The sequence below is a fragment of the Ruegeria sp. AD9 genome, from assembly GCF_056542305.1.
This window is the reverse complement of record NZ_JBQFZP010000010.1, coordinates 112,460-136,289: the sequence shown is the minus strand read 5'-3', so window position 1 is coordinate 136,289 and position 23,830 is coordinate 112,460. Positions and strand designations below refer to the sequence as shown.

General features: G+C 57.7%; 22 protein-coding genes. 8 read left to right on the top strand and 14 right to left on the bottom strand.

The window, feature by feature from the left end; translation table 11 throughout:
* Positions 1 to 118 precede the first annotated feature (118 nt).
* On the bottom strand, positions 119 to 691 hold the full coding sequence (locus tag ACR0AM_RS15120) for a TetR/AcrR family transcriptional regulator (protein ID WP_480623345.1): 573 nt from the start codon (positions 689 to 691) through the stop codon (positions 119 to 121).
* A gap of 100 nt (positions 692 to 791) precedes the next feature.
* Between ACR0AM_RS15120 and ACR0AM_RS15115 the strand changes: the two genes are divergently transcribed.
* Positions 792 to 1,358, top strand: a complete 567-nt coding sequence (locus ACR0AM_RS15115; protein ID WP_480623344.1) for a carboxymuconolactone decarboxylase family protein — start codon at positions 792 to 794, stop codon at positions 1,356 to 1,358.
* Here ACR0AM_RS15115 and recF read toward each other — a convergent pair.
* The 6 genes from recF to mutM all read right to left on the bottom strand — a co-directional run bounded on the left by recF (position 1,355) and on the right by mutM (position 7,980).
* Positions 1,355 to 2,452, bottom strand: coding sequence for a DNA replication/repair protein RecF (gene recF, locus ACR0AM_RS15110; RefSeq protein ID WP_480623343.1), 1,098 nt, complete (start codon positions 2,450 to 2,452; stop codon positions 1,355 to 1,357). The two genes, ACR0AM_RS15115 and recF, sit on opposite strands and share 4 nt — an antisense overlap.
* 57 nt (positions 2,453 to 2,509) lie before the next feature.
* Positions 2,510 to 3,631, bottom strand: a complete 1,122-nt coding sequence (gene dnaN, locus ACR0AM_RS15105; protein WP_480519984.1) for a DNA polymerase III subunit beta — start codon at positions 3,629 to 3,631, stop codon at positions 2,510 to 2,512.
* A gap of 224 nt (positions 3,632 to 3,855) precedes the next feature.
* Positions 3,856 to 5,241, bottom strand: a complete 1,386-nt coding sequence (gene dnaA / locus ACR0AM_RS15100; protein WP_480488104.1) for a chromosomal replication initiator protein DnaA — start codon at positions 5,239 to 5,241, stop codon at positions 3,856 to 3,858.
* 555 nt (positions 5,242 to 5,796) lie between these two features.
* Positions 5,797 to 6,060 carry a 30S ribosomal protein S20 gene (gene rpsT, locus ACR0AM_RS15095; RefSeq protein ID WP_039541017.1) on the bottom strand — a complete coding sequence of 88 codons (264 nt, stop codon included), beginning with the start codon at positions 6,058 to 6,060 and terminating at the stop codon, positions 5,797 to 5,799.
* A gap of 225 nt (positions 6,061 to 6,285) precedes the next feature.
* Positions 6,286 to 7,062 (bottom strand): enoyl-CoA hydratase, encoded by a 777-nt coding sequence (locus ACR0AM_RS15090; protein ID WP_480494565.1) that lies wholly within the window; start codon positions 7,060 to 7,062, stop codon positions 6,286 to 6,288.
* A 66-nt stretch (positions 7,063 to 7,128) separates the two neighbouring features.
* On the bottom strand, positions 7,129 to 7,980 hold the full coding sequence (mutM, locus tag ACR0AM_RS15085; RefSeq protein ID WP_480555250.1) for a bifunctional DNA-formamidopyrimidine glycosylase/DNA-(apurinic or apyrimidinic site) lyase: 852 nt from the start codon (positions 7,978 to 7,980) through the stop codon (positions 7,129 to 7,131).
* An 86-nt stretch (positions 7,981 to 8,066) separates the two neighbouring features.
* Between mutM and ubiE the strand changes: the two genes are divergently transcribed.
* The gene (ubiE, locus tag ACR0AM_RS15080) at positions 8,067 to 8,819 is read left to right on the top strand and encodes a bifunctional demethylmenaquinone methyltransferase/2-methoxy-6-polyprenyl-1,4-benzoquinol methylase UbiE (RefSeq protein WP_480623342.1); all 753 of its coding nucleotides are present in this window, start codon (positions 8,067 to 8,069) and stop codon (positions 8,817 to 8,819) included.
* Between the two features lie 3 nt (positions 8,820 to 8,822).
* Positions 8,823 to 10,352 (top strand): 2-polyprenylphenol 6-hydroxylase, encoded by a 1,530-nt coding sequence (ubiB, locus tag ACR0AM_RS15075; protein ID WP_480474806.1) that lies wholly within the window; start codon positions 8,823 to 8,825, stop codon positions 10,350 to 10,352.
* Positions 10,353 to 10,447: 95 nt separating this feature from the next.
* Here the strand turns inward: ubiB and ACR0AM_RS15070 are convergent, their stop codons facing one another.
* Entirely contained in the window at positions 10,448 to 11,623 is a 1,176-nt protein-coding gene (locus tag ACR0AM_RS15070; protein ID WP_480623341.1) for an acetyl-CoA C-acyltransferase family protein, read from the bottom strand.
* Between the two features lie 116 nt (positions 11,624 to 11,739).
* Between ACR0AM_RS15070 and ACR0AM_RS15065 the strand changes: the two genes are divergently transcribed.
* From ACR0AM_RS15065 to ACR0AM_RS15045, 5 genes are all read left to right on the top strand, one after another.
* Positions 11,740 to 12,303: a helix-turn-helix domain-containing protein gene (locus ACR0AM_RS15065; protein ID WP_480623340.1), complete on the top strand. Its 564-nt coding sequence runs from the start codon at positions 11,740 to 11,742 to the stop codon at positions 12,301 to 12,303.
* 110 nt (positions 12,304 to 12,413) lie between these two features.
* Positions 12,414 to 13,598 (top strand): glycine C-acetyltransferase, encoded by a 1,185-nt coding sequence (locus ACR0AM_RS15060; protein ID WP_480606558.1) that lies wholly within the window; start codon positions 12,414 to 12,416, stop codon positions 13,596 to 13,598.
* Positions 13,599 to 13,612: 14 nt separating this feature from the next.
* Entirely contained in the window at positions 13,613 to 14,641 is a 1,029-nt protein-coding gene (gene tdh, locus ACR0AM_RS15055; protein WP_480476882.1) for an L-threonine 3-dehydrogenase, read from the top strand.
* A gap of 64 nt (positions 14,642 to 14,705) precedes the next feature.
* A complete protein-coding gene (locus ACR0AM_RS15050) occupies positions 14,706 to 15,590 on the top strand; it encodes a tryptophan 2,3-dioxygenase (RefSeq protein ID WP_480623339.1) in 885 nt (294 codons plus the stop codon).
* 3 nt (positions 15,591 to 15,593) lie between these two features.
* Positions 15,594 to 16,421 carry an alpha/beta hydrolase gene (locus ACR0AM_RS15045; RefSeq protein ID WP_480623338.1) on the top strand — a complete coding sequence of 276 codons (828 nt, stop codon included), beginning with the start codon at positions 15,594 to 15,596 and terminating at the stop codon, positions 16,419 to 16,421.
* Positions 16,422 to 16,487: 66 nt separating this feature from the next.
* Here ACR0AM_RS15045 and infB read toward each other — a convergent pair whose 3' ends face one another.
* The 6 genes from infB to pip form a co-directional block, all read right to left on the bottom strand.
* Positions 16,488 to 18,974, bottom strand: a complete 2,487-nt coding sequence (gene infB, locus ACR0AM_RS15040) for a translation initiation factor IF-2 (RefSeq protein WP_480555262.1) — start codon at positions 18,972 to 18,974, stop codon at positions 16,488 to 16,490.
* Between the two features lie 8 nt (positions 18,975 to 18,982).
* Positions 18,983 to 19,606, bottom strand: a complete 624-nt coding sequence (locus ACR0AM_RS15035) for an RNA-binding protein (RefSeq protein ID WP_480623337.1) — start codon at positions 19,604 to 19,606, stop codon at positions 18,983 to 18,985.
* A gap of 22 nt (positions 19,607 to 19,628) precedes the next feature.
* Positions 19,629 to 21,248 (bottom strand): transcription termination factor NusA, encoded by a 1,620-nt coding sequence (gene nusA / locus ACR0AM_RS15030; protein WP_480474797.1) that lies wholly within the window; start codon positions 21,246 to 21,248, stop codon positions 19,629 to 19,631.
* Positions 21,248 to 21,838, bottom strand: coding sequence for a ribosome maturation factor RimP (rimP, locus tag ACR0AM_RS15025; protein WP_480519998.1), 591 nt, complete (start codon positions 21,836 to 21,838; stop codon positions 21,248 to 21,250). Before rimP ends, nusA begins: the two co-directional genes overlap by 1 nt.
* 160 nt (positions 21,839 to 21,998) lie before the next feature.
* On the bottom strand, positions 21,999 to 22,820 hold the full coding sequence (locus ACR0AM_RS15020; RefSeq protein ID WP_480555267.1) for an ABC transporter substrate-binding protein: 822 nt from the start codon (positions 22,818 to 22,820) through the stop codon (positions 21,999 to 22,001).
* Positions 22,817 to 23,794, bottom strand: a complete 978-nt coding sequence (gene pip / locus ACR0AM_RS15015; protein ID WP_480623336.1) for a prolyl aminopeptidase — start codon at positions 23,792 to 23,794, stop codon at positions 22,817 to 22,819. Before pip ends, ACR0AM_RS15020 begins: the two co-directional genes overlap by 4 nt.
* Positions 23,795 to 23,830 lie beyond the last annotated feature (36 nt).

The window sequence follows — 23,830 nt, the reverse complement described above, 5'->3', positions numbered from 1 at the left end:
CAGCAAGTCACTGAACCGGCTGACAACCGAAACCGCCAAACTGGGGAATTTTAACCTGCCCGTTCTGGGGAAATTTGAGATGCCATTGACAATCGTTTTTTGCCGCCCGAAAAAGGGATCACAAACGATCGATATCAGAAGCGATATCCGCGGCAATTTCCAACGCGTCGACATCCTTGCGCTCGGCCGACAATCGCAGCCCGAGAATGTCCGACTGATACCGTGCCGCCAGTCGATCCGGATCATGTCCCGCCCCGATTTCACCGGCATCCTGAGCCTTGCGAAACAGATCCGCGAAACAGCCTTTCATTTCCGCCATGTGATGCGCCGCCTGATCCGCAAGGTCATGATCCTTCGCCTTCAACTCGGCATATGTCTTTGCCAACATGCAGGCCTTTGCCGGGGTCTCGACCGCTTCGATCACCAATCGGGGCTGCGCTTTCAGCGCCTCCTTCGGACCCAGTCTCTCTGCCAGGGCCTTTAAGCGCGCCACACCTTCTTGCGTATAACTCTCCAGCGTCAGCGCATAGAGCGCATCTTTCGACCCGAACGCCGCATAAAAACTGCCGGGCTTCAGCTTCAGTTCCCGCTCCAGATCCTTCAGCGATGTACCAGCCCAGCCCTGACGCCAGAAGATATCCTTCGCCTTCGCGATCAACACGTCACGATCGTATGCGGGTTTGCGGGGCATCAGCATCACCAATTTTTGAACGTTCACTCAAGTATATACTTGAGCGATCACTCAAGAAACCCTAAATACGACCCATCGCGCCAGAAACAGGAGTTCCGACATGGCCAATTTCCCGTCTCACGACCTCGAAACCGCGCCTGAAGCGACCAAACCGCTGCTGCAGAAGTCTCAGACAGCTTTTGGTCGCTTGCCCGGCCTGCATAAGGTCATGGCCGAAAGCCCTCAGCATCTGGAAGGCTATCAGGTTCTGCATGGCCTGTTCCTGCAAACTGATTTCGACAATGATGAGAAAACCGTCGTCTGGCAGACCATCAATGTGGAAAACGAGTGCCACTACTGCGTGCCCGCCCACACCGGGATCGCCAAGATGATGAAGATCTCGGACGAGATATCGGACGCCCTGCGTAACGAAACTCCGTTGCCTTCAGCCAAACTCGAAGCACTGCGCACCTTCACCCTGCAAGTGATGGAAACCCGCGGCAACCCGACCGAAGACCAGCTTCAGGCGTTCTTTGACGCGGGCTATTCACACCGCGCGGTTCTGGATGTCGTGCTGGGTCTGGCCCAGAAAACCATGTCGAACTACGTCAACCACATGGCCAAAACCCCGGTGGACGAGGTTATGCGCGGCTTTCTGTGGGAACGCAAAGTCAGCGAACCGGCCTAAGCGGTCACGACCGAGCCCTGATCGCTGTCGGTAACGATCAGCGTCTGGGCCCGGTCGCCCATTTCCGCAAACAGTTCGGGCCCGGTACCCGTCATCCAGGCCTGAGCGCCCAGCGCGCAAATCTCGTCATAAAGCGCTGCGCGCCGCCCAGCATCCAGATGCGCGGCCACCTCATCCAGCAGGACGATCGGAGGTGCGCCCAGCATCGCCGCCAGCGCTCGCGCATTGGACAGGATCAGCGACACCAAGAGCGCTTTCTGCTCACCAGTGGAACACTCCCGTGCCGGCACGCCCTTGGCCGCGAACACACCGTACAGGTCGGACCGATGCGGCCCCACCAGGGTTCGGCCCGCTGCCAGATCCCTGAACCGGCTCTCGCTCAACGCGTCTCGCAAATCTTCCGCCGTCTCGGGCATTGCGCCTTCGGTTTGCACCAACTCCAGTTCGGCAGAAGGAAAGACTGTTTCCGCCAGGTCCTGCGCCGCCCGCAGAAGATCCAGCGACCTCAACCGCGCGGTATGGATGCGGTGCCCCGTCTCGGCCAATTGCCCTTCAAGCGCGGCGTACCAATGCGCGTCCCTGATCTGCTCTTTCAGCAGACGGTTACGTTCGCGCATCGCTTTTTCATAAATCAGCGATGTTTCAGCGTGGGCCGGGTCAAAACTCAGCGCGATACGGTCCAGAAACCGACGGCGTCCCTCAGCCCCTTCAATCCACAGTCGGTCCATGGACGGGGTCAGCCAGACAACCCGTGCAAGTTTCCCCAGATCGATCTGGGTCGCCGACTTGCCATCAATTCGCACCTGTCGCGCTGCGCCGCTCTCGGACCAGGTTTCGATTTCAAACCGCTGCCCCTGAGCGTCCAGCAACCCGGACAGTTTCCAACCCAACGCCTCGGGCCGACGGGTCATCTCAGCCGCGCTCGCCCGCCGCATCCCGCGACCGGGCGAAAACAGCGACACCGCTTCAAGAATATTGGTCTTCCCGGCCCCGTTCGGCCCGTGAATGGCAACCGGCCGGCCGTCCAGAGACAACCGCGCCAGCTTATGAGATCGAAAATGCGAGACCGTAAGCTCGGTCAGGGCCAATCCCATGACCCCTCCCTTCATCTTTTCAAAAATACTCCCGCCGGAGGCATCGCATCCGCGCGATCAGACGCGCATCGGCATGACGACGTATACAGCGCTCAGATCGTTGCCTTCACGCATCAATGTCGGGTCACCAGCCGAGTTGAACAGGAAAACTGCATTCTCACGATCCACCTGAGACGCAATCTCCAACAGGTATTTGGCGTTGAACCCGATCTCCAACCGCTCATCCCCGTAAGCGACAGCCAATTCCTCCTCGGCCGCGCCGCTGTCAGGAGCATTCACCGACAAGATCAGCTTGTCGCCTTCCAATTGCAACTTCACTGCCCGCGACCGTTCCGACGAAACAGTCGCCACGCGATCTACGGCCTGCGCGAATTCAGCAGCATCCACTTCAAGCTTGCGGGTATTTCCTTGTGGGATAACACGTGTGTAGTCGGGGAAGGTGCCGTCAATAACCTTCGACGTCAGCGTGATATCCGGCGTGGCAAAGCGTACCTTGGTTTCACTGACCGAAACGGCGATATCCATCTCGTCGTCATCCAACAGCTTGCGCAACTCGCCCACTGTTTTGCGAGGCACGATCACGCCGGGCATATCCGCCGCGCCAGCTGGCAAATCTGCGTCAATTCTCGCAAGCCGGTGGCCATCGGTGGCCACACAACGCAACACTTTTCCACCCTCGGACCCATCTGCCACATGCATGTACACACCGTTCAGATAGTACCGGGTCTCTTCGGTCGAGATGGCGAATTTTGACTTGTCGAACAACCGGCGCAGCAATGCTGCCGACGCGCTGAAATTCGATTGATATTCCGAGGACGCCATCACCGGAAAATCTTCTTTTGGCAGTGTCGCCAGCGAAAAATTCGACCGACCCGCTTCAACTGTCAGCCGTCCTGCGGCGCTGTCAGCAGTCAATGTCACCAGCGCACCGTCCGGCAGTTTGCGCACAATCTCATGCAGGGTTGTTGCCGCGACGGTCGTCGCGCCCGCCTTTTCGACCTGTGCGGGTGCCTTATCGACCACTTCGATATCCAGATCGGTGGCACGGAACTGGACCTGATCGCCTTCGGCCTCGATCAGGACATTGGCAAGTATAGGAATTGTATTGCGACGTTCTACAACGGACTGAGCCTGCGAAACGGCTTTAAGAAGGGTGCCGCGTTCAATGCTGATCTTCATACCCTCAATTCCTCTGACTTGCGTACCGACATGGGCGGGACTGGCACGTTAGCGGTTCCACCCCGAGGCACAAGGATTTTTTACGGATTTCTGGGTTGGAATGCACCAACCGTCAAGTGCGGCGTGCCCCACACGCCTCAGTTCTGGTGCAACCGTGGATTCTTACGCACAAAAAACACTCCGGCACAGAAGTCCGGAGCGTTTCTTAGCACTACTGGCCCGGTTCAGGCTTCGAGAGAACGGCGCAGCATTTCCACGTCTTCAGCGATCTGACCATCGGTCAGTTTCAGCTCTTCAATGCGCTTGACGCCATGCATGACTGTGGTGTGGTCGCGCCCGCCGAACCGACGACCGATCTCTGGCAGCGACCGGCTGGTCAGCTGCTTGCACAGATACATCGCCACCTGACGGGGGCGCGCGTAGGATCGCAGGCGCTTGGGACCGATGATATCGGACATGCGGATGTTGTAGTATTCGGATACTTTCCGCTGAATCTCTTCAACCGTGATCTTACGCTCGGATGCGCGCAGGACATCTGCCAGACAATCCTGCGTCAGCTCCATGTCGATCTCGCGTCCAACCAACGAGGCAAAGGCAAACAGACGTGTCAGAGCACCTTCCAGCACGCGGACATTGGTCGAGATACGATGAGCCAAAAATTCAAGGACGCCATCTGCAATCGTCAGGTCGGGATAGGAACTGCTATATTGCTGGACCTTGTTCTGAAGAATGCCCAGACGCAATTCATAGTCGGTCGGATGCAGGTCAACGACCAGACCACATTGAAGGCGGGACTTTACACGATCTTCCAGATCCTTGATTTCGCCCGGGGCGCGGTCGGCCGAGATGATGATCTGCTTGTTCTGATCCACCAGCGCATTGAACGTATGGAAAAACTCTTCCTGAGTAGAATCCTTTCCGGCAATGAACTGCACGTCATCGACCATCAGCACATCCACCGAACGGAACAAATGTTTGAAATCCATCATCCGGCGTTCCCGCAGGGCCTGCACGAAGCGATACATGAACTGTTCGGCTGACAGGTATAGGACATTCAGTTCCGGATGCTTGGTTTTCAGCTCCCAGGCAATTGCGTGCATCAGGTGGGTCTTACCCAGACCCACTCCACCATACAGAACAAGCGGGTTGAATGTTACCGGGCCGCCTTCGGACACACGGCGCGCGGCAGCATGGGCCAGCTCGTTGGGTTTACCCACCACAAAACTGTCAAAGGTGAAACGTGAATCGAGCGGCGCGGCCTGCAACGACTCCAAAGCGTTCTGCGCACTATCCGTCGCCGCTAAGGGTACCGGCTCTGGCTGAGTTTCGGTGACCACCTTGGCTGCGGGCTTGGGACGCGCGGGCGAGTTGGCAGCAACACGGAAGTCCAGACGCTGAACGGTTTCCCCAGCCGTATTCAGCTCGTACAAGATGAGGTCCGCAAAATTCTGGCTGACGTAGTTCCCCATAAAGTTCGTTGGCACGGAAAAAACCGCCACACCATCCTGCAGCTCTTTAAATTCCAGAGGCTCGATCCATGTGGTGTAATTATTCCGACCGACAGCCTTCAGCAATTTGTTACGCAGTAGTCCCCATTTCTCTTGTGTCATTCAGCGCCTCACGCATCCCATTCTTATTGGCCTGTCGGCCTTATCATACGAAGCCGGTTGCCCGGTCTTGTATTCACACGCCCAAAGGGAACCTGTCGCCAAACCCAACGGCTTGGCGGGATTGCCCCTGAAAGTTCGGTGCACCCGGATTTTCGACGCTCAACAATAAATGAGCGTCCCGAAACTCGGGCTGCACGTCACAATCTCAATTTTCAGACAGGGCCGAGAATCCCGGATAATCCGGACTTCGCGGCAGATCGGCAGCCCAGCTTGCGCCAGTCGTCGACGAATGTTTCCTGATCGATCTGATGCCCGTCAGTCCGATCGAGTAAACAGCCTGTCCCCCCAAGCGAGTGAATCGCTGACATCAGTGGTAGCAACTTGAAATGGGGCGCGGCAACGAAACTCTGATATTGACTCGGGTCTTTGGTCGAAAGAATCTCTCGGTTTCGTGAAGGCGCGGTATTCCGGCAACACGAAAAAAGGCGCCGCAATGCGCAGCGCCTTTGACATTAGTTCAGCCTTGCTGACTTGACCTAAGGTAACCCGCAGGCTTCAACCCAGAGCTTTGACCCGGGCCGACAGGCGCGACATTTTACGCGCAGCAGTGTTCTTGTGGAACACGCCTTTGGTGACGCCGCGCATCAGCTCGGGCTGGGCGGCGCGCAATGCTGCGGTTGCCGCATCTTTGTCACCGGATGCAATCGCTTCTTCGACTTTACGCAGATAGGTGCGGATGCGCGAACGACGCGCTTTGTTAACAGCGAAACGCTTTTCGTTCTGACGGGCGCGTTTCTTTGCCTGGGGCGAATTTGCCATGTGTCTCTGACCTTCGTTCGGTACGGTTATCAAGGGTTGCGCGCCACGGATATATCCGCACCGGATCAGAAATCACGAGTGTGAGTCGGGCCAAGCGGGCCGCACGCGCATGTATTGCGGCGCTCAATACCGAACATTTCAAGGATTGCCAAGCCGATTCTTGGATCTCACAGACCCGGCAAAGAAAAGGCAGGCAACACCCGCCTTTCATTAATCTCTTGCGTTTTACTTGTCGCGAAACTGCGCAGCCCGCTTTTCAAGAAACGCCGCCATGCCCTCTTTCTGGTCTTCGGTGGCAAACATGGAATGGAAGACCCGACGCTCAAACAGCATACCTTCACTCAGCGGAAGCTCGTAACTACGATTGACCGCTTCTTTTGCCGCAGCTGCCGTCAGTGCCGATTTCTCGGCTATTTTTTGCGCCGCACCGACGGCTTCTTCGATCAGCTTCTTGGCCGGTACGACCCGGCTGACCAAACCAGCGCGTTCGGCTTCGTCCGCGTCCATGAACCGCCCAGTCAGGTTCATGTCCATCGCCTTGGACTTGCCGACAAAGCGCGTCAAACGCTGGGTGCCGCCCAACCCGGCTATGACGCCAAGGTTGATTTCAGGCTGGCCGAATTTTGCAGTGTCCGCCGCAATGATGAAATCGCAAAGCATTGCCAACTCGCATCCCCCACCCAGAGCATAGCCCGCGACCGCGGCGATGATCGGTTTGCGAATCGCCGAAACCCGATCGTTTGCATCAGCAAAAAGGTTGGTTGTGTAGACATCGACAAAGCTCATCTCGGACATTTCCCTGATGTCCGCGCCTGCGGCAAAGGCCTTGTCCGATCCGGTGATGACGATGCAACGCACCTTGTCGTTGCTGTCCGCCTCTTCCAGCGCGGTACACAACTCACCCAGTAACTGGGAGTTCAGCGCATTCAACGCATCTGGTCTGTCGAGTTTGATTAGGGCGACGTGGTCTTCGATTTCGACGATGATCGTCTCAAAAGCCATGAGAAAAAAGCTTCCGGTTGTTCCGTTCAGTTACGAGTCCTTACCACGCGAATTCTCTGGATCAAGCTATCTTTGGCATTGCGCACAGTAGAAGGATGAGCGACCGGACTGGGTGATTCTCTGGATCAGACCATTGCAACCCTCGGTCCGGCAGGGCTTTCCTTCACGACCGTAGACATCAAAGCTGTGCTGAAAATATCCAAGTTCTCCATCAGCTTGCCGGAAATCCCGCAGGGATGATCCGCCTGCTTCGATCGCGTCCTGCAACACCTTCCGAATGATGGGAACCAGCGACGCGACACGCGCCGCAGAAATTTGCCCTGCTTTGCGACGTGGCGACACCTTGCCGCGATAAAGCGCTTCGCAAACATAGATATTCCCCAATCCGGCAACGATTCCCTGATCCAGCAGGGCTGATTTGACTGGGGTATTCCTGCCTTTGAGCGCCTCAATCAGGTGTTGCTCGTGGAAATCATTGCCCAAGGGCTCTGGTCCCAGAACCGCCAGAAGCTTGTGATCCTCGGCTGTGGCTGTGGGCAGCAGGTCCATCGCTCCAAACCGGCGAGGATCGTTAAAGGTGATACGCGCCCCGTTGGCCATGTGAAAAACAACATGGTCATGTTTCTCAGCGGCAGGATGTTCGCGCAGGAAATGACCTAGAGGATCCCCTGACACCGTCATTCGCCCGGACATCCCCAGATGGATCAACAATGTCTCGCCACTGCTGAGATCGGCCAGGATATATTTTGATCGCCGCCTTAACCGATCCACCCGCTGCCCGGTCAGCCGTTCTGCCATGCGTTCGGGAAATGGCCAGCGCAGATCCGGGCGGTTCACATCGGCGCGTTCGATCTCGACCCCCTCCATCGCAAGGCTCAGGCCGCGTCTTACGGTCTCGACCTCGGGCAATTCTGGCATTACAGGGCTCCTATTCCAAAGGGCCGCATTGTGCCCCGCTTCCAGAGCCCTATAACAGAAGCGAAATTCGACAAACGGCAAGGCTTATGTCCGACAACAGCGACAACACCACTCATTTCGGATTCGAAACCGTACGCGAGGCTGACAAGGCCGGGCGCGTGCAGGGCGTGTTCAACTCGGTCGCCTCGAAATATGACGTGATGAACGATGTCATGTCGATGGGTATCCACCGGGTCTGGAAAGACGCGATGATGGACTGGCTAGCTCCGCGTCCCGGTCAGCGTTTGCTGGATGTTGCGGGCGGAACCGGTGACATTTCCTTTCGCTTTCTGAAACGTGCAGGCTATGGCCATGCCACGGTTCTTGATCTGACAGAACCCATGCTGGTCGAAGGCCGGCAACGCGCCGAAGCCGACCAGATGGCCGACAGCCTGAACTGGGTGGTGGGCGATGCCATGGCCCTGCCGTTCGAGGACAACACCTTTGACGTCTACACGATCTCGTTCGGCATCCGGAACGTGACCCGCCCGCAAGAGGCCCTGAACGAAGCCTTTCGCGTGCTGAAACCCGGTGGCCGCCTGATGGTGCTGGAGTTCAGTCAGCTTCCCAATGACGGGTTGCAAAAGCTCTATGACCTCTACAGTTTCAATGTCATTCCACGCATGGGAAAGCTGATCGCGAATGATTACGACAGCTATCAGTATCTGGTGGAGTCGATCCGTAAGTTTCCCGATCAGAAAACCTTCCTGAACATGGTCCGAACTGCTGGCTTCGAAAACGCCAAATACCGCAATCTCAGCATGGGTATCGCCGCGCTGCATTCCGGCTGGAAAATCTGACACATGCGTGGCCCACATAATATCATCCGCCTGATCCGAACGGGTGCCACGCTTGAGCGCACCGGTGCCATGAATGTCGTGCTGGATGCATTCGAAGCCCCGCGCCCGCTTCGCGTCATCGCCCATGCTTTGGGCAAACCGTTTCAGTGGCTGGGCTACAAAGGCGACCCGCAGATGCCACCCGCAACCCGTGCCCTGACCGCTTTGGGTCCGGCATATATCAAATTCGGGCAGGTGCTTTCCACCCGCCCTGATGTCGTCGGCAACGAACTGGCAGAACAATTACGTGTCCTACAGGACAAACTCCCGCCTTTTTCCCGGACAAAAGCCATGGCCGAGGTTGAAAAGGAACTTGGACAGCCAGTGGCGGACGTGTTCTCTGAGTTCAGTGAACCTATTGCAGCCGCGTCCATCGCTCAGGTCCACAAAGCCAAACTGGTTAGCACAGGCGAAGATGTCGCCGTCAAAGTTCTGCGCCCGGGGATCGAGCGCGCATTTCGTAAGGATGTGGATGCATTTTATTTCGCCGCTCGCATCGTGCAGCTTTTCGCCCCCGGTGCCCGCCGTCTGAGGCCCATGGAGGTCATTGAACATTTCGACGGCGTTGTTCGGGGCGAACTGGATCTGCGTCTGGAAAGCGCTGCCGCCTCGGAATACGCGGCCAACACAAAAGACGACACAGGGTTCTGGCTGCCGCCCGTCTTGTGGTCACTGTCGGCACGGCGCGTGATGACACTCAGCTGGGCCGACGGTGTTGCATTGGGTGAAAATGACGCACTGGACGCCGCAGGCCACGATCGCCGCGACCTGGCTGAACGTGTGCTGCGTCTGTTCCTTCTTCACGCCTTGCGCGACGGCTATTTCCACGCCGATATGCATCAGGGCAACCTAAAAGTCGCCGCCAACGGTGACATCATCGCTTATGATTACGGTATCATGGGCCATATCGACGAATACACGCGCCGGGTCTATGCCGAGATCCTGTTCGGTTTCATCCGCCGCGACTACAAGCGCGTGGCCGAAGTGCATTTCGAAGCCGGTTACGTTCCTGCACATCAGGACGTCGATGAATTCGCCCGCGCCCTGCGTGCGGTTGGCGAACCGATCTTCGGTATGGATGCCTCGCATATTTCGATGGGCCGTTTGCTAAGCTATCTGTTCGAAGTGACAGAGCGTTTTGGCATGGAGACCCGTACCGAGCTGATCCTCCTACAGCGCACGATGGTCGTGGTTGAAGGTGTTGCCCGGTCACTGGATGACCACATCAATATCTGGGAAGTTGCCCGCCCCGTGGTCGAAGATTACATTAAACAATCCATCGGCCCGCGCGCCGCGCTTCGTGACTTTGCCAAAACCGCTTTGGTTCTGGCACGCTTTGGTCCGCGCCTGCCGACATTGGTCGAAAACGCGTTGATTGCACAGACACACAAAGAAGAACCGGAAAACTCGGGTCTTTTGCCAAAAATCCTGCCCGCCGCTCTCGGTGCAGTTGCCGGCGCAGCCATAGTTCTGTTGATCACGACACTCGGCTGATTTTGATCCGCAGCTTCATCTGGCTGAAAATATCCTCGGGGGGAATCGCGCCTTGCGCGATGGGGGGCAGACAGCCCCCCTTGCCCAAACCCGGATCAGAGCCGTTCGATGGCAATGGCGATCCCCTGACCGCCACCAATACACATGGTGATCAACCCTTTTGATCCGCCTGTACGCTCCAACTCGTAAAGTGTCTTCATGGTAATGATGGCGCCCGTCGCGCCTACAGGGTGCCCCAGTGCTATCGCGCCTCCATTCGGGTTCACTTTCGCTGCATCCAACCCAAGCTCCTGATTGACGGCCAGCGCCTGCGCGGCAAATGCTTCGTTGCTTTCGATCACATCGAAATCTTCCACCGAAAGACCCGTCTTCCTGAGCAGGTTTTGCACGGCCGGTACCGGGCCAATACCCATGACTTCGGGGCGCACGCCAGCATGTGCATAGCCGATTACACGCGCTTTTGGCTTCAACCCGGCCTTTTCCGCCGCATCCGCCGTTGCCAGAACCATCGCCGCCGCGCCATCGTTGATGCCCGAGGCATTGCCTGCCGTTACACGCCCATCTTTCTTGAACACAGGTCGCAACCCGGCCAGCGCTTCGGCGGTCGTCGCTTTGGGATGCTCATCAACTTTGATATCCACCATGTCCCGCTTGACCTTCACTTGAACGGGCACGATCTGGCTTTCGAAATATCCGGCTTCAATTGCGGCGGCAGCGCGGGTCTGGCTGGCAAGGGCGAATTCGTCCATCTGTTCACGGCTGATCTGGTGTTCATCGGCAACGTTCTCGGCCGTCACACCCATGTGCCCTGTGCCAAAGGGGCAGTTCAACGCACCCAGCATCATGTCCAGTGATGTGACATCACCCATTTTCGCGCCCCAGCGTGCCTGTGGAACAATGTAAGGGCTTCGCGACATGCTTTCTGCCCCACCTGCCACGGCAAAATCGGCATCGCCAAGCATCAAGGACTGCATTGCCGACACGATCGCCTGTGCGCCTGAACCACACAGTCGGTTTACATTCATCGCAGGGGTGCCGTTCGGAATCCCGGCCTGCATCGCGGCAACGCGCGACAGGTACATGTCCCGAGGCTCGGTGTTGATGACATGACCAAACACAACATGCCCGATTTGAGCACCTTCTACCCCTGACCGCTCCAAGGCCGCTTCGGTGACCACCGTCGCCAGATCAATGGGCGCGGTTGACGCAAGTGCGCCACCAAAAGTTCCAATCGCGGTGCGCGCACCATCCAACAATACGATGTCTGTCATGTCTTTCTCCTCTTGGAATCGTCGTCAGTATGCACATGCAGCATGATCCTGTCCTATAGGACGTGCCGTCACGGATGGAATTGACAAGCGGGGTCCCAACACGCATGGATTCCGTCATGACGGAGAACACAGACGATATCCTGAACCTTTTGCCCGCCCGCCTGAAAGACGCACGCCGGGCCAAAGGACTGTCGCTGGAAGCAGTCGCAAACCTGAGTGGCGTGTCCAGATCCATGGTTAGCCAGATCGAACGCGGGGAAAGTAGCCCGACGATCTCGACCCTCTGGAACCTGACCCGTGCGCTACAGGTGGATTTTGCCGGTCTTCTGGAAGGTTCAAAAGCCAGTGATCAGATCGAGGTGCTGCGCGCGTCCGAAGTGCCCAGCATCGACAATATGGGGCAGAACTGCCGCATTCGCATCCTGTCCCCGCCGGAAGAGGCCGGAGGTCATGAGGTTTACGATATCGAGTTCGACAAAGGCGGGGCCTTGAACAGCCAGCCCCATGCGCGCGGCGCGCGTGAGCAGCTGACCGTGCTGGAAGGCGCCGTCAAGGTTACATCGGGCAGTGCCGTGTCGGAACTGAGCCAAGGGGATACCGCCCGCTATGCCGCGGATATCGTGCATTCCATCTCGGCCAAAGAACCAGCGCGGGTGTTTCTGATCGTAAAGAACGCCTAACATCAGCAGATTTCCGCCTTCACGGAAAATTTTCCTGTATATTGAAATTCCCCTATTTGGGAAATCCATCCGCTATGTTAGACGTGCGACTCAGTTGAACGGAGGTCGCCATGGCAGATGCATTCCTGTCCCACATCACGGACACACTCGCGCAGATCGAATCCGAGGGGCTGTATAAGCGCGAACGAATGATCACCTCGCCTCAGGGCGGTGAGATTACGGTTGGCGGCAAACGGGTGATTAACCTGTGCGCCAACAACTATCTGGGTCTTGCGGATCACCCCGCGCTGATCGAGGCCGCAACAAATGCGATGGGTCCGAAAGGATTCGGTATGGCCTCGGTCCGGTTCATCTGCGGGACGCAGGATATTCACCGTGAACTGGAACAGCGGTTGGCGAAGTTCCTGAACAAGGACGATGCGATCCTGTTTGCGGCCTGCTTTGATGCCAATGGCGGGCTGTTCGAACCGTTGCTGGGGCCTGAAGATGCCATCATTTCGGACAGTCTGAACCACGCCTCGATCATTGACGGGGTGCGGCTGTGCAAGGCCAAGCGCTATCGCTATCTGAACAATGACATGAACGACCTGGAAGCGTGGCTGAAGCAAGCGCGCGAGGATGGCGCGCGTCACATCATGATCGCAACCGATGGCGTGTTCTCGATGGATGGCTATCTGGCCAACCTGCCGAAAATTCGCGAACTGGCTGACAAATACGACGCCATCGTGATGGTCGATGATTGCCATGCAACGGGCTTCATGGGGCCGCGCGGTGCAGGAACACCGGATCACTTTGGTGTTGATGTCGACATTCTGACTGGAACTTTGGGCAAGGCACTTGGGGGGGCAATCGGCGGCTACATCGCCGGGCCGCAGCCAGTGATCGACCTGCTGCGGCAGCGGGCACGGCCTTATCTGTTCTCGAACTCGCTGCCGCCATCCATCGTCGCCGCAGGGATTGAGGCGATCCGCCTGGTCGAAGAAGGCGACATTCTACGCGCGCAGTTGTTCGGAAACGCAAAGTACTGGCGTGCCGGTTTGGAAAAGCTTGGCTTTGACGTTTTGCCCGGCGAACATCCGATCATCCCTGTCATGCTGGGCGACGCCACGCTGGCACAAGAGATGGCCACCAAGCTGTTTGATGAGGGCGTGTATGTCTCGGGCTTCTTCTTTCCTGTTGTTCCCCGCGGGCAGGCGCGGATCAGAACGCAGATGAACGCCGCCCTGACGCGGGACGAACTGGACCGCGCTCTGGCGGCCTTTGGCAAAGTCGGCAAGGAACTGGGGGTGATCTGATGCGACCCAACACGATGAAAGCGCTGGAAAAGTCGAAACCCGAAGAGGGGTTGTGGATGGTACAGGCCCCGGTCCCGGAAATCGGGCCTGATGAGGTGCTGATCAAGATCAACAAGACCGGAATTTGCGGTACCGACATTCACATCTGGAACTGGGATGAGTGGGCCTCTCACACCGTTCCGGTTCCGATGATCACTGGTCATGAGTTCGCTGGGGAAATCGTTGAGATTGGGCGCAACGTAACCGGCCTGAACGTTGGGCAGCGCTGTTCCGGCGAAGGGCATCTGATCGGCACTGAAAGCCGTCAAAGCCGCGCAGGCAAGTTTCACCTCGACCCCGGCACGCGCGGGATCGGGGTGAATGAACAGGGCGCGTTTGCGCAATACCTGAAACTGCCTGCCTTCAATGTTGTTCCCCTACCGGATGATATCCCGGATGAGATCGGGGCAATCCTTGATCCGCTGGGCAATGCGGTACACACCGCGTTAAGCTTCGATCTTCTGGGCGAAGATGTCCTGATCACCGGCGCAGGACCCATTGGCATCATGGCCGCCGCCGTTGCCCGCCATGCAGGTGCCCGTAACGTGGTGATTACCGACATAAACGCTGAACGATTGAAACTCTCGGAACATGTCGTGCCGTCGGTGCGGACCGTTGATGTTTCCAAACAAGATTTGCACGATGTCATCGCACAGCTAGGAATGAAAGAAGGCTTTGATGTGGGGCTTGAAATGTCCGGCTCACAAGCCGCGCTTGACCAGATGGTCGAAGCGCTTGTGATGGGTGGGAAAATCGCCTTGCTGGGGATACCGCCGGGGAAATCTCCAGTCGACTGGTCGCGTATCGTTTTCAAGGCGATCACAATCAAGGGTGTCTATGGTCGCGAAATGTTCGAGACCTGGTACAAGATGATCGCCATGCTGCAAAACGGTTTGGATGTGTCCCGCGTGATCACGCATCGCTTTGCGGTTGATGATTTCGCGGATGGTTTTGCCGCGATGAAATCCGGCCTCTCAGGCAAGGTTGTCCTTGACTGGACCTAACCCGCTGGAAAGTTACGAACTCAACGCCTAGACAGGTGCAAGGATCGCACAACGGAGGCATGAGATGGGCGAGAACAAAGACGATCGTCTGTTGCAAAGAGGTGTCGAAGACACTCTGATCACTGATTTCGCCGAGACACATCGCAAAAGCTATGGAGGTTTTCTGCAACTCAAAACGCTGCTGAATCTGCAAAAGACCTTTCAGGACCCTGCGCAGCCGGACGAGATGCTGTTCATTATTATCCATCAGGTCAGCGAACTGTGGCTGAAACTGATGCACCACCAACTGGTCGAGGTGCGCCGTTTTCTGCAACAGGATGAATTTGGCCCAGCCATGAAAAACCTCGACCGAATCAAGGCCATTCAACGGCAGTTGATTGCGGCTTGGGAAACCCTGCTGACCATGACGCCTGCCGACTATATGACGTTTCGGCAGGCTCTTGGCAGCTCGTCAGGGTTTCAGAGCTACGGGTATCGGCAGATCGAATTCATTCTCGGCAACAAGGATGCCTCAACACTGAAGGTCCATACGCATGACCCAGAGGTGATGGAGATGCTGAATGCCGCACTGACCAAACCGTCGCTTTATGACGAGGTGTTGCACATGTTGGCCCGCCAAGGGTTCGATGTGCCCAAAGATCTGATCGAACGCGATTACGCCCAACCCTATTCCGGCGATTCGCGCGTGGTGCAAATTTGGGTGGAGGTGTTTCGAAACACTGAAAAATACTGGGATCTTTATGCTTTGGCCGAAAAGCTGATGGATGTGGAAAGTTTGTTTCAACGCTGGCGCTTTGACCATGCCACCGCGGTTGAGCGCGTGATCGGGATGCAACCTGGCACTGGTGGCTCAAGCGGCGTGGCCTTTTTGCGAAAGGCGCTAGAGCTGCGGTTTTTCCACGACCTTTACGACGTGCGTACGGAATTGATGTATAGCGGGCAGAACTAAGACATGTTGTATCGAGGATTTTCGCAATCCGATCTGGAGCGGGAGTATTCCCCCAGCACAATGATCGGCGGCGACCTGAGCCCCTATCTTGCCAGTTATCAGGCGCTGAGTGCTCAGGCGCGGGCCGACTTTCCGGTACGGGAAAGTCTGGCTTATGGTGACAGCCCCCTTCAAGTTTTGGATTTCTTTCCCGCTCGCGATGACAAGGCACCCCTGCACGTCTTCATTCACGGCGGGTACTGGCAGGCGCTCAGCCAGAATGAGTCGTCTCTGATGGCGCCGGGGCTGTTGGAACACGGGCAAGCTTTTGCGACTGTGAACTACACGCTGGCACCCGATGCCCGGATTGGCGACATGATCGACGAGAGCCGTGACGCGTTGTTGTGGCTGGCGGCCCAGGCTGAGGAGTTGGGGTTCGACCCGTCGCGGATCACCCTGTCAGGTCACAGTGCAGGCGCGCATCTGGCGGCGATGGTGATGGCAACCTCATCAGACGCCCTTGCCAAAGCGGGGCTCCGGGTGCGGGATGTGCTTCTGATCAGCGGCATATACGACCTGGAACCGATCAGCCTGATGTCGGTGAACGATCCGCTGCAATTGACACCGGTCGAGGTCAACGATCTGTCACCCATCCGCAATCTGCCCCGGCCCGGTCCTCGATACCATGTTTCGGTGGCCGAACGGGATACGGATGAGTTCATTCGCCAAAGCCGTGACTATGCCGAAAGGCTGCGAAAGTCCGGACACTCTGTCAGCTTTATGCTCGCGCAAGGAATGCATCATTTCGATATCATCATGCATTCAGCTACGTTTCTGCCCCAAACAAAATAAGCGCCTCGACAAAAGAAAACAGCGGCCTAAGGGGGCCGCTGTTTTTCGTTCTCATCTTATGCCGGGTTAGTCCAGCGTGCGGGTGACTTCTTCGCGCTCGAAGATTTCGATCACGTCGCCTGCGCGAATGTCATCGTAGTTCTCGAATGCCATACCGCATTCCTGACCCGACTGAACCTCGGCCACTTCGTCCTTGAAACGCTTCAGTGTTTTCAGCGTGCCTTCGTGAATAACCACGTTGTCGCGCAGCAGGCGGACACCGGCGGAACGACGCGCCACACCTTCGGTAACCAGACAGCCGGCAACCTTGCCAACGCCGGTGACCTTAAAGACTTCGCGGATTTCGGCGTAACCGATGAACTTCTCGCGAATCTCGGCGCTCAACAGACCCGATGCGGCAGCTTTCACGTCGTCCACCAGATCGTAGATAACCGAGTAATAGCGAATCTCGACACCTTTCTGGTTTGCCGTGTTCCGGGCAGACGCATTGGCCCGCACGTTGAAACCCAGGATCGGAGCACCCGAGGCCTCGGCAAGACCGACATCGGTTTCGGTGATTGCACCCACGCCCGAATGCAACACGCGCACGCGCACCTCGTCGTTGCCGATCTTCTCCATCGCCTGAACGATGGCCTCCGCCGAACCCTGCACGTCCGCTTTCATCAGAATCGGCAGTTCGGTGACGCTTTCGTCTTCCTTGGCCTTCTGCATCAGCTGCTCAAGGGTAGTAGCGGCACCGGCGGCAGCGCGTTTGTCCTTGGCGGCCTGCTCGCGGTAGGCGGCGATCTCGCGCGCCTGTGCTTCAGTCTCGGTCACGTTCAGAACGTCACCGGCTTCCGGTGTGCCATTGAGACCCAGAACCTCGACCGGAACCGAAGGACCCGCTTCCTGAACGCGTTCACCCTTGTCATTAATCAACGCACGGACCTTACCGTACTGCTCACCCACAACAAAGATATCGCCCTGGCGCAGCGTGCCGTTCTGAACCAGAACAGTCGCGACCGGACCACGGCCTACATCCAGCTGCGCCTCAATCACGGCACCCTGGGCTGCGCGATCGGGGTTGGCTTTCAGTTCCAGAATCTCGGCCTGCAATGCGATGGCTTCCAGCAGCTCGTCCAGACCCTGACCGGTGATGGCGGACACTTCCACGTCCTGAACCTCACCCGACATTTTCTCGACGATCACTTCGTGTTGCAACAGATCGGTGCGCACCTTGTCCGGATTTGCATCATGCTTGTCGATCTTGTTGATCGCCACGATCATCGGCACTTTGGCCGCCTTCGCGTGATTGATCGCTTCAATTGTCTGCGGCATGACCGCGTCATCGGCAGCGACAACCAGAACCACGATATCGGTCACCTGCGCACCGCGCGAGCGCATCGAGGTAAACGCCGCGTGGCCGGGTGTATCCAGGAATGTCAGCGTCGAGCCACCATCGGTTTTCACCTGATAGGCGCCGATATGCTGTGTGATGCCACCGGCCTCACCAGCCACAACACGCGCATCGCGGATTGCATCCAGCAGCGATGTTTTTCCGTGGTCGACGTGACCCATGATGGTGATGACGGGCGGACGAGGCTTCAGATCGTCTTCGCTGTCTTCGACCTCTTTGATGACGTCCTCAACATCCGAATCAGAGACGCGTGTGACCTTATGGCCAAACTCTTCGATGATCAGCTCGGCAGTATCAGCGTCGATGGTCTGGTTTTGCGTAACCATCATACCCATCTGCATCAACGATTTGACCACGTCAGCCACACGTTCGGCCATACGGTTGGCCAGTTCCGAGACCATGATCGCCTCTGGCAGTTGTACGTCGCGGATCACCTTTTCACGCTCGACCGAACCGCCCATGGCTTTCTGACGGGCGCGTTCCTGCTTGCGCTTCATCGCTGCCATCGACCGCTGGCGGCTGCCTTCGTCACCAGTGGCCTGACCCAGTGTCAGCTTGCCTGAACGACGGTTGTCTTCGCGGCCCTTGCCACGACCGCGCTGTTCGCGTTCGCGATCCTGCTTGCGAGGCGCAGCTGCAGGCGCAGGTTTGCTGGCCGGGCTGCGTGCAGCTTTGGCTTCTTCAGGGGCCGGCGAAGCGACAGCAGCAACAGCAGCACGCTTAGCTTCTTCTTCAGCCTCCACGCGCTTGCGCTCTTCATCTTCGGCTTTCTGACGGGCGCGCTCTTCGGCTTCACGCTGCTCGCGCTCTTTCGCTTCCTGTTCCGCACGGCGGCGCACACGTTCTTCTTCGCGTGCCTTTTCAGCGGCTTCGCGTTCAGCGGCCTCTTCGACCTCGCGGGCCTTGGCAGCCTGCAAAGCTTTCATACGGCGCGCCATTTCCGCGTCGGAAATACCTGCGGGACGACGCGACGGATCACCCGAAGGGGCGGCACCGCCACCCGGCTTTGCCGCGCCCGGCTTGGGGACCACCACGCGCTTGCGTTTGGTTTCCACCACGACATTCTTGGTGCGTCCGTGGCTGAAACTCTGTTTCACATTTCCGGGGCGTGCCCCGCCACGAAGACCCAATGTCTTTTTGCCGTCACTATCGCTCATAAAGCTTCTTACCCTTCCGCGCGGCCCTTGCCGCCGTCATCCGTTTCGCGCAAGCCACGCAGGCGCTGCGCTTCCTCTACAACACGTTTGGCGAGTCCGCCAGAGGCCAAGGCCGCATGAATCACCGTTTGGCGCCCAAATGCTTGCCCTAATTCGTCTGCCGTCAACCAACCGATGTATTTTCCTAAGTGCGGCGTACTGAGCTTCGACTTGCCGCGCCCCGATCCATCAGTGGCCTGAATCAGCACCTGAGCCTCTTCCCGGTCCAGCCACGACTTGACCTTTTCATACCCGGCAACCGCGTCGCCGGACTTGCGCGCCAGACTGAGCAACTCAATCACACGGCGCGCGATCTGTTTTTCAACCTCTGCCGTCAGGTCCTGAGGCACGGTCACCTGTGCCTTGAACCCCCGCGCAAACAGTTTCTTGCCAATGGCCTTGTCCAGCGCGGCACGATCCGCCGCCACATAAACGCCCCGCCCCGGCAACTTTGCCGCGACATCCGGAAAGACCTTACCGTCCGGCCCCGTCACAAAGCGGATCAAGCCATATTTAGGCTGAACCTCGCCTGTGGCGATGCACTTGCGTTCGGGTTCGTCAGACCGATCCTTATGGACGCCACCGCGACCCATACGCGCCACCCGAGACCTGAGATCAGGCCTCGACCTCCTCGTCTGCTGCGTCGCCGTCGATGTCTTCTTCCGCCTGCTCCAGCTCGGCCGGATCAACCCAACCCAACAGGATACGCGCAGTCATGACCATGTCTTGTGCTTCTTCGAGCGTGACGCCAAAGGGCTCCAGAACGCCATCATCCTTGACGCGTTCACCGTCAACTGTGGTCCAGCCACCAGCCAGTTCCCAGTCTGCACAGGTTGCGAAGTCTTCCAGCGTCTTCACATCGTCCTTGGCCAGAGCCTCTACCATCTGGGGTGTCAGGCCTTCGAATTCAATGAGGCTATCCTCGGCACCCAGTGCGCGCGCGGCATCCAGAGCGGCTTTGGCCTGGGCTTCCAGGAATTCACGCGCCCGGGTCTGAAGTTCCTGCGCGGTGCCTTCATCGACGCCGTCAATGACCAGAAGTTCATCAATCTCGACATAGGCAACTTCTTCGAGATTGGTGAAGCCTTCGGACACCAGCAGCTGCGCAAAGAATTCGTCCAGATCCAGACTGTCCATGAACAGCTTGGTACGAGATTCGAATTCCTTCTGACGGCGTGCTGATTCTTCAGCTTCGGTCATGATGTCGATGTCCAGGCCGGTCAGTTGGCTTGCCAGACGCACGTTCTGACCGCGACGACCGATTGCAAGAGACAGTTGCTCTTCAGGAACCACAACCTCGATCTTGCCTGCTTCTTCGTCCAGAACAACCTTCGAAACCTCGGCAGGTTGCAACGCGTTCACCAGGAAGGTCGGTTGGTCTTCGTTCCACGGGATGATGTCAATCTTCTCACCCTGTAGTTCGTTCACAACGGCCTGTACGCGGCTGCCGCGCATACCAACGCAGGCGCCAACGGGATCAATCGAGCCGTCATAGGAAATTACGGCGATCTTGGCGCGTGAACCTGGGTCACGGGCCACGGCCTTGACCTCGATGATACCGTCATAGATTTCCGGTACTTCCATCTTGAACAGCTCGGCCATGAATTCCGGAGCGGTACGCGACAGGAAGATCTGGTGGCCACGCACTTCGCGGCGGACTTCCTTGATATACGCGCGCACACGATCATTCGGGCGATAGCTTTCGCGCCCAATCTTGTCGTTGCGGCGCAGAACGGCCTCGGCACCGCCCAGATCGACGATAACATTGCCGAATTCTTCGCGCTTGACGGCACCGTTGATGATGGTGCCCGCACGATCCTTGAATTCCTCATACTGACGATCACGCTCGGCTTCGCGGACTTTTTGCAGGATCACTTGCTTGGCGGACTGCGCCGCGATCCGGCCCATTTCGACCGGCGGTACTTCTTCAACAAAAACGTCACCGACCTGCGGGTCTTCCATGTACTGTTTGGCCTGTTCGACGGTGAATTCGGCCTGATAGTTCTCAAGCTCGTCATCCTCGACCACGGTGCGCACACGGGTGAATGTCGCCTTGCCGGTCTTGCGGTCGATCGACACGCGAATGTCCATCTCGGCGCCGTAGCGGCTCTTGGCAGCGCGGGCGAGCGATTCCTCCATCGCTTCGACAACCAGACCGGGGTCGATCATCTTTTCGCGGGCCACGGCCTCGGCAGTCTGCAGCAGCTCCAGCTGGTTGGCTGAGGTAATTGCCATCAGTTCGTCTCCTCTTCGGACCCTTCGGTCTCAATCTCGTCGAAAGCTTTTTCGTTCAGGGCGCCTGCATCTTTGCGCTGGCGCAGCATTTCTTTGATCAGATCATCGGTCAGGACCAGCTTGGCATCACTCAGCCAGTCGAATTGCAGGCCGATTGTGATCGTCTCGGACCCTTCGGGAATATTGATCAGAACCTCTTCCCCTTCGATCCCGGCCAGTTCCCCTTTGAACCGGCGGCGGCCATCGATCAGTTCAGAGGTTTCGATCTTGGCCTCATACCCCTCAAAAGTCTCAAAATCCTTGAGGCGCGTCAGGGGGCGGTCGATACCGGGGCTGGACACCTCAAGCGTATAGGCGTCGAGGATCGGGTCCTCCACATCCAGGGTGGCGCTGACCGCATTCGAAATCTCGGCGCAGTCATCCACTTCGATGCCGCCTTCAGGTTTGTCAGCCATGATTTGCAGCGTGGTCTGCTTGCCACTCATCAGCCGGACACGGACCAGCTCATACCCCAGGTCTTCGATCACCGGGGTGATGATCTCGGCAAGTCGCCGGTCGATGGCAGCTTTGGCTATTAGTTCGTTTGTCATCAGGTTCTCTACCCTGTCAATCGGGCACAAAAAAACGGGCGCGCGGCCCGTCGAATTTTCCGGTGGAGCCTTGGACCGGAAGTCCAACGCGCCGCTGTTGAAACTGCATATACGCAGGATGATCCGAGTCTGCAACCCCCGACAGAAGTATCACCCGGAATTACACGATCCACCACCGTTCAGCGATACGACCGTCGTCCAGAACCGTGCGTCCGGCAATCTGCCGCGGCAATCCCACCGTCCCAGAAACGGCCAGTGCCATATCGGTCTCGGAAGGATGGAAGCGAAGACCGCGCGTACTGCGGATCTCGGACGGATCTGGGAAAGCCGCAATATCGACGTAGCCATCGCGCAATGCCTCGGCGCGGACACGGGCATCGGGAATAACGATCACTTCGAATGCATCGACCCAACCGGCCTGACCGTCCTTGTAATGTCCCGAAACACGGCGACCCAGGAAATGTCGCCCGTCTTCGGCGCGCTCGACACGGTAGCAACCCGTACCGTTGGCCCTGTGTAGCGGCGTGACGCCTTCGCCATTGCGGGCAATGACAAAACGACTTTCCGCCAAAAGGAATGGAAGGCCCGGATTTGCCTCGGCCAGTTCCAGCCGCAAACGGTTGGCGGTCAATGCCTCGGTATACCCGACTTCGGCCAATACGGTCGCAACGTCTGAGATGTCCAAAGGCGCGCCGTCGTGGAACACCGCATCATTGCGCAGATCAAAGCTCCAGACCCTCGCATCGGCGTCGGTTTGCCAGCCCGTCGCAAGCTCGCCCCGCAAAGTGCCATCCGGGGCGATCTCGGTCAGCGTGTCGAAAACAGCACCGCGCGCCACCTGCTCAAGACTGTCGTCGCGCGGCACGGCCAATCGCAGCGTTCCACCTTTCTCGGGTCTGTCCGCCAGAGACGCGCCTGTCGCGGCAAGCAGCGCGGCGGCGGCACCCGAAGCAAACAAGGCACGGCGGTCGATGCGTGTCATGCCAAACCCTCCGCCACGCGATCCATGATCCGGATCAGTTCTGCGCTGATCCCAGGTTCAGAAAGCGCATGACCGGCCTGACGTACCATCGTGATCTCGGCATTCGGCCAGCGTTCGCTTAGCGACCAGGCGGCCTGCGGCGGGCAAATCATGTCGTATCGCCCCTGCACGATGTGACCCGGGATATGAGCGATCCGGTCCATTTGATCTAGGATCTGCCCATCCTTTTCCAGAAACACCTTATTGTAGAAATAGTGATTCTCGAGCCGCGCAAATGTACGGGCGTATTCGCCGGGACTTTCGCCCACTGATCCGTTCGTATGGATCGATGCCAGCGCATTTTCCCAGTGCGACCATGCCCGCGCATACAGGGTCTCGGTCGCGCGGTCCCCCGAGAACAGGCGTTTGTTATAGGCGGTGATGGTGTCCTTCAGCTCGGCCTCGGGCAAAAGCGCGGTGAATTTCTGCCACTGCTCCGGCCAGAAACGCCCCACTCCGCCGCCATAAAACCAGTCAAGTTCAGCCTGAGTTGCCAGAAACACGCCCCGCAGCACCAAACGGCTGACCCTGTCGGGATGCGACTGCGCGTAGATCAAGGCAAGGGTCGCGCCCCAGCTGCCGCCAAAAGCTATCCATTCATCAATCTCGAGCAGGTCGCGCAACCGTTCAATGTCGGCCACCAAATGCCATGTCGTGTTGTTTTCAACCGAAGCCGTGGGGCGAGACCGGCCACACCCACGCTGATCAAATAGAATCACCCGGTAGACACGCGGATCAAAGTAGCGGCGCATTGCAGGGCTGCAACCGCCACCCGGACCGCCATGCAGGATCAGCACCGGTATGCCTTCGGGATTACCGCATTGTTCCACATAGATACGGTGCCCGTCGCCCATATCGACCATACGCTGGTCGAACGGGTCGATCGGCGGGTACAGATATTGAACTGCGCGCTTTTGGTCCGGGTACTTGTCCATTATGGCCCTATATAGTCCTTAAGCGTAAAAGAGCAT

Excerpts from the sequence above, each read along its gene's own strand:
- ACR0AM_RS15065 (WP_480623340.1), top strand. The coding sequence starts at position 11,740 with ATGACGGAGAACACAGACGATATCCTGAACCTTTTGCCCGCCCGCCTG.
- rpsT (WP_039541017.1), bottom strand. The coding sequence starts at position 6,060 with ATGGCAAATTCGCCCCAGGCAAAGAAACGCGCCCGTCAGAACGAAAAG.
- infB (WP_480555262.1), bottom strand. The coding sequence starts at position 18,974 with ATGAGCGATAGTGACGGCAAAAAGACATTGGGTCTTCGTGGCGGGGCA.
- rimP (WP_480519998.1), bottom strand. The coding sequence starts at position 21,838 with ATGACAAACGAACTAATAGCCAAAGCTGCCATCGACCGGCGACTTGCC.
- pip (WP_480623336.1), bottom strand. The coding sequence starts at position 23,794 with ATGGACAAGTACCCGGACCAAAAGCGCGCAGTTCAATATCTGTACCCG.
- ACR0AM_RS15120 (WP_480623345.1), bottom strand. The coding sequence starts at position 691 with ATGCCCCGCAAACCCGCATACGATCGTGACGTGTTGATCGCGAAGGCG.
- ACR0AM_RS15050 (WP_480623339.1), top strand. The coding sequence starts at position 14,706 with ATGGGCGAGAACAAAGACGATCGTCTGTTGCAAAGAGGTGTCGAAGAC.
- recF (WP_480623343.1), bottom strand. The coding sequence starts at position 2,452 with ATGGGATTGGCCCTGACCGAGCTTACGGTCTCGCATTTTCGATCTCAT.
- ACR0AM_RS15090 (WP_480494565.1), bottom strand. The coding sequence starts at position 7,062 with ATGGCTTTTGAGACGATCATCGTCGAAATCGAAGACCACGTCGCCCTA.
- ubiE (WP_480623342.1), top strand. The coding sequence starts at position 8,067 with ATGTCCGACAACAGCGACAACACCACTCATTTCGGATTCGAAACCGTA.
- dnaN (WP_480519984.1), bottom strand. The coding sequence starts at position 3,631 with ATGAAGATCAGCATTGAACGCGGCACCCTTCTTAAAGCCGTTTCGCAG.
- ubiB (WP_480474806.1), top strand. The coding sequence starts at position 8,823 with ATGCGTGGCCCACATAATATCATCCGCCTGATCCGAACGGGTGCCACG.
- nusA (WP_480474797.1), bottom strand. The coding sequence starts at position 21,248 with ATGGCAATTACCTCAGCCAACCAGCTGGAGCTGCTGCAGACTGCCGAG.
- ACR0AM_RS15045 (WP_480623338.1), top strand. The coding sequence starts at position 15,594 with ATGTTGTATCGAGGATTTTCGCAATCCGATCTGGAGCGGGAGTATTCC.
- ACR0AM_RS15035 (WP_480623337.1), bottom strand. The coding sequence starts at position 19,606 with ATGGGTCGCGGTGGCGTCCATAAGGATCGGTCTGACGAACCCGAACGC.
- ACR0AM_RS15060 (WP_480606558.1), top strand. The coding sequence starts at position 12,414 with ATGGCAGATGCATTCCTGTCCCACATCACGGACACACTCGCGCAGATC.
- tdh (WP_480476882.1), top strand. The coding sequence starts at position 13,613 with ATGAAAGCGCTGGAAAAGTCGAAACCCGAAGAGGGGTTGTGGATGGTA.
- mutM (WP_480555250.1), bottom strand. The coding sequence starts at position 7,980 with ATGCCAGAATTGCCCGAGGTCGAGACCGTAAGACGCGGCCTGAGCCTT.
- ACR0AM_RS15070 (WP_480623341.1), bottom strand. The coding sequence starts at position 11,623 with ATGACAGACATCGTATTGTTGGATGGTGCGCGCACCGCGATTGGAACT.
- ACR0AM_RS15115 (WP_480623344.1), top strand. The coding sequence starts at position 792 with ATGGCCAATTTCCCGTCTCACGACCTCGAAACCGCGCCTGAAGCGACC.
- dnaA (WP_480488104.1), bottom strand. The coding sequence starts at position 5,241 with ATGACACAAGAGAAATGGGGACTACTGCGTAACAAATTGCTGAAGGCT.
- ACR0AM_RS15020 (WP_480555267.1), bottom strand. The coding sequence starts at position 22,820 with ATGACACGCATCGACCGCCGTGCCTTGTTTGCTTCGGGTGCCGCCGCC.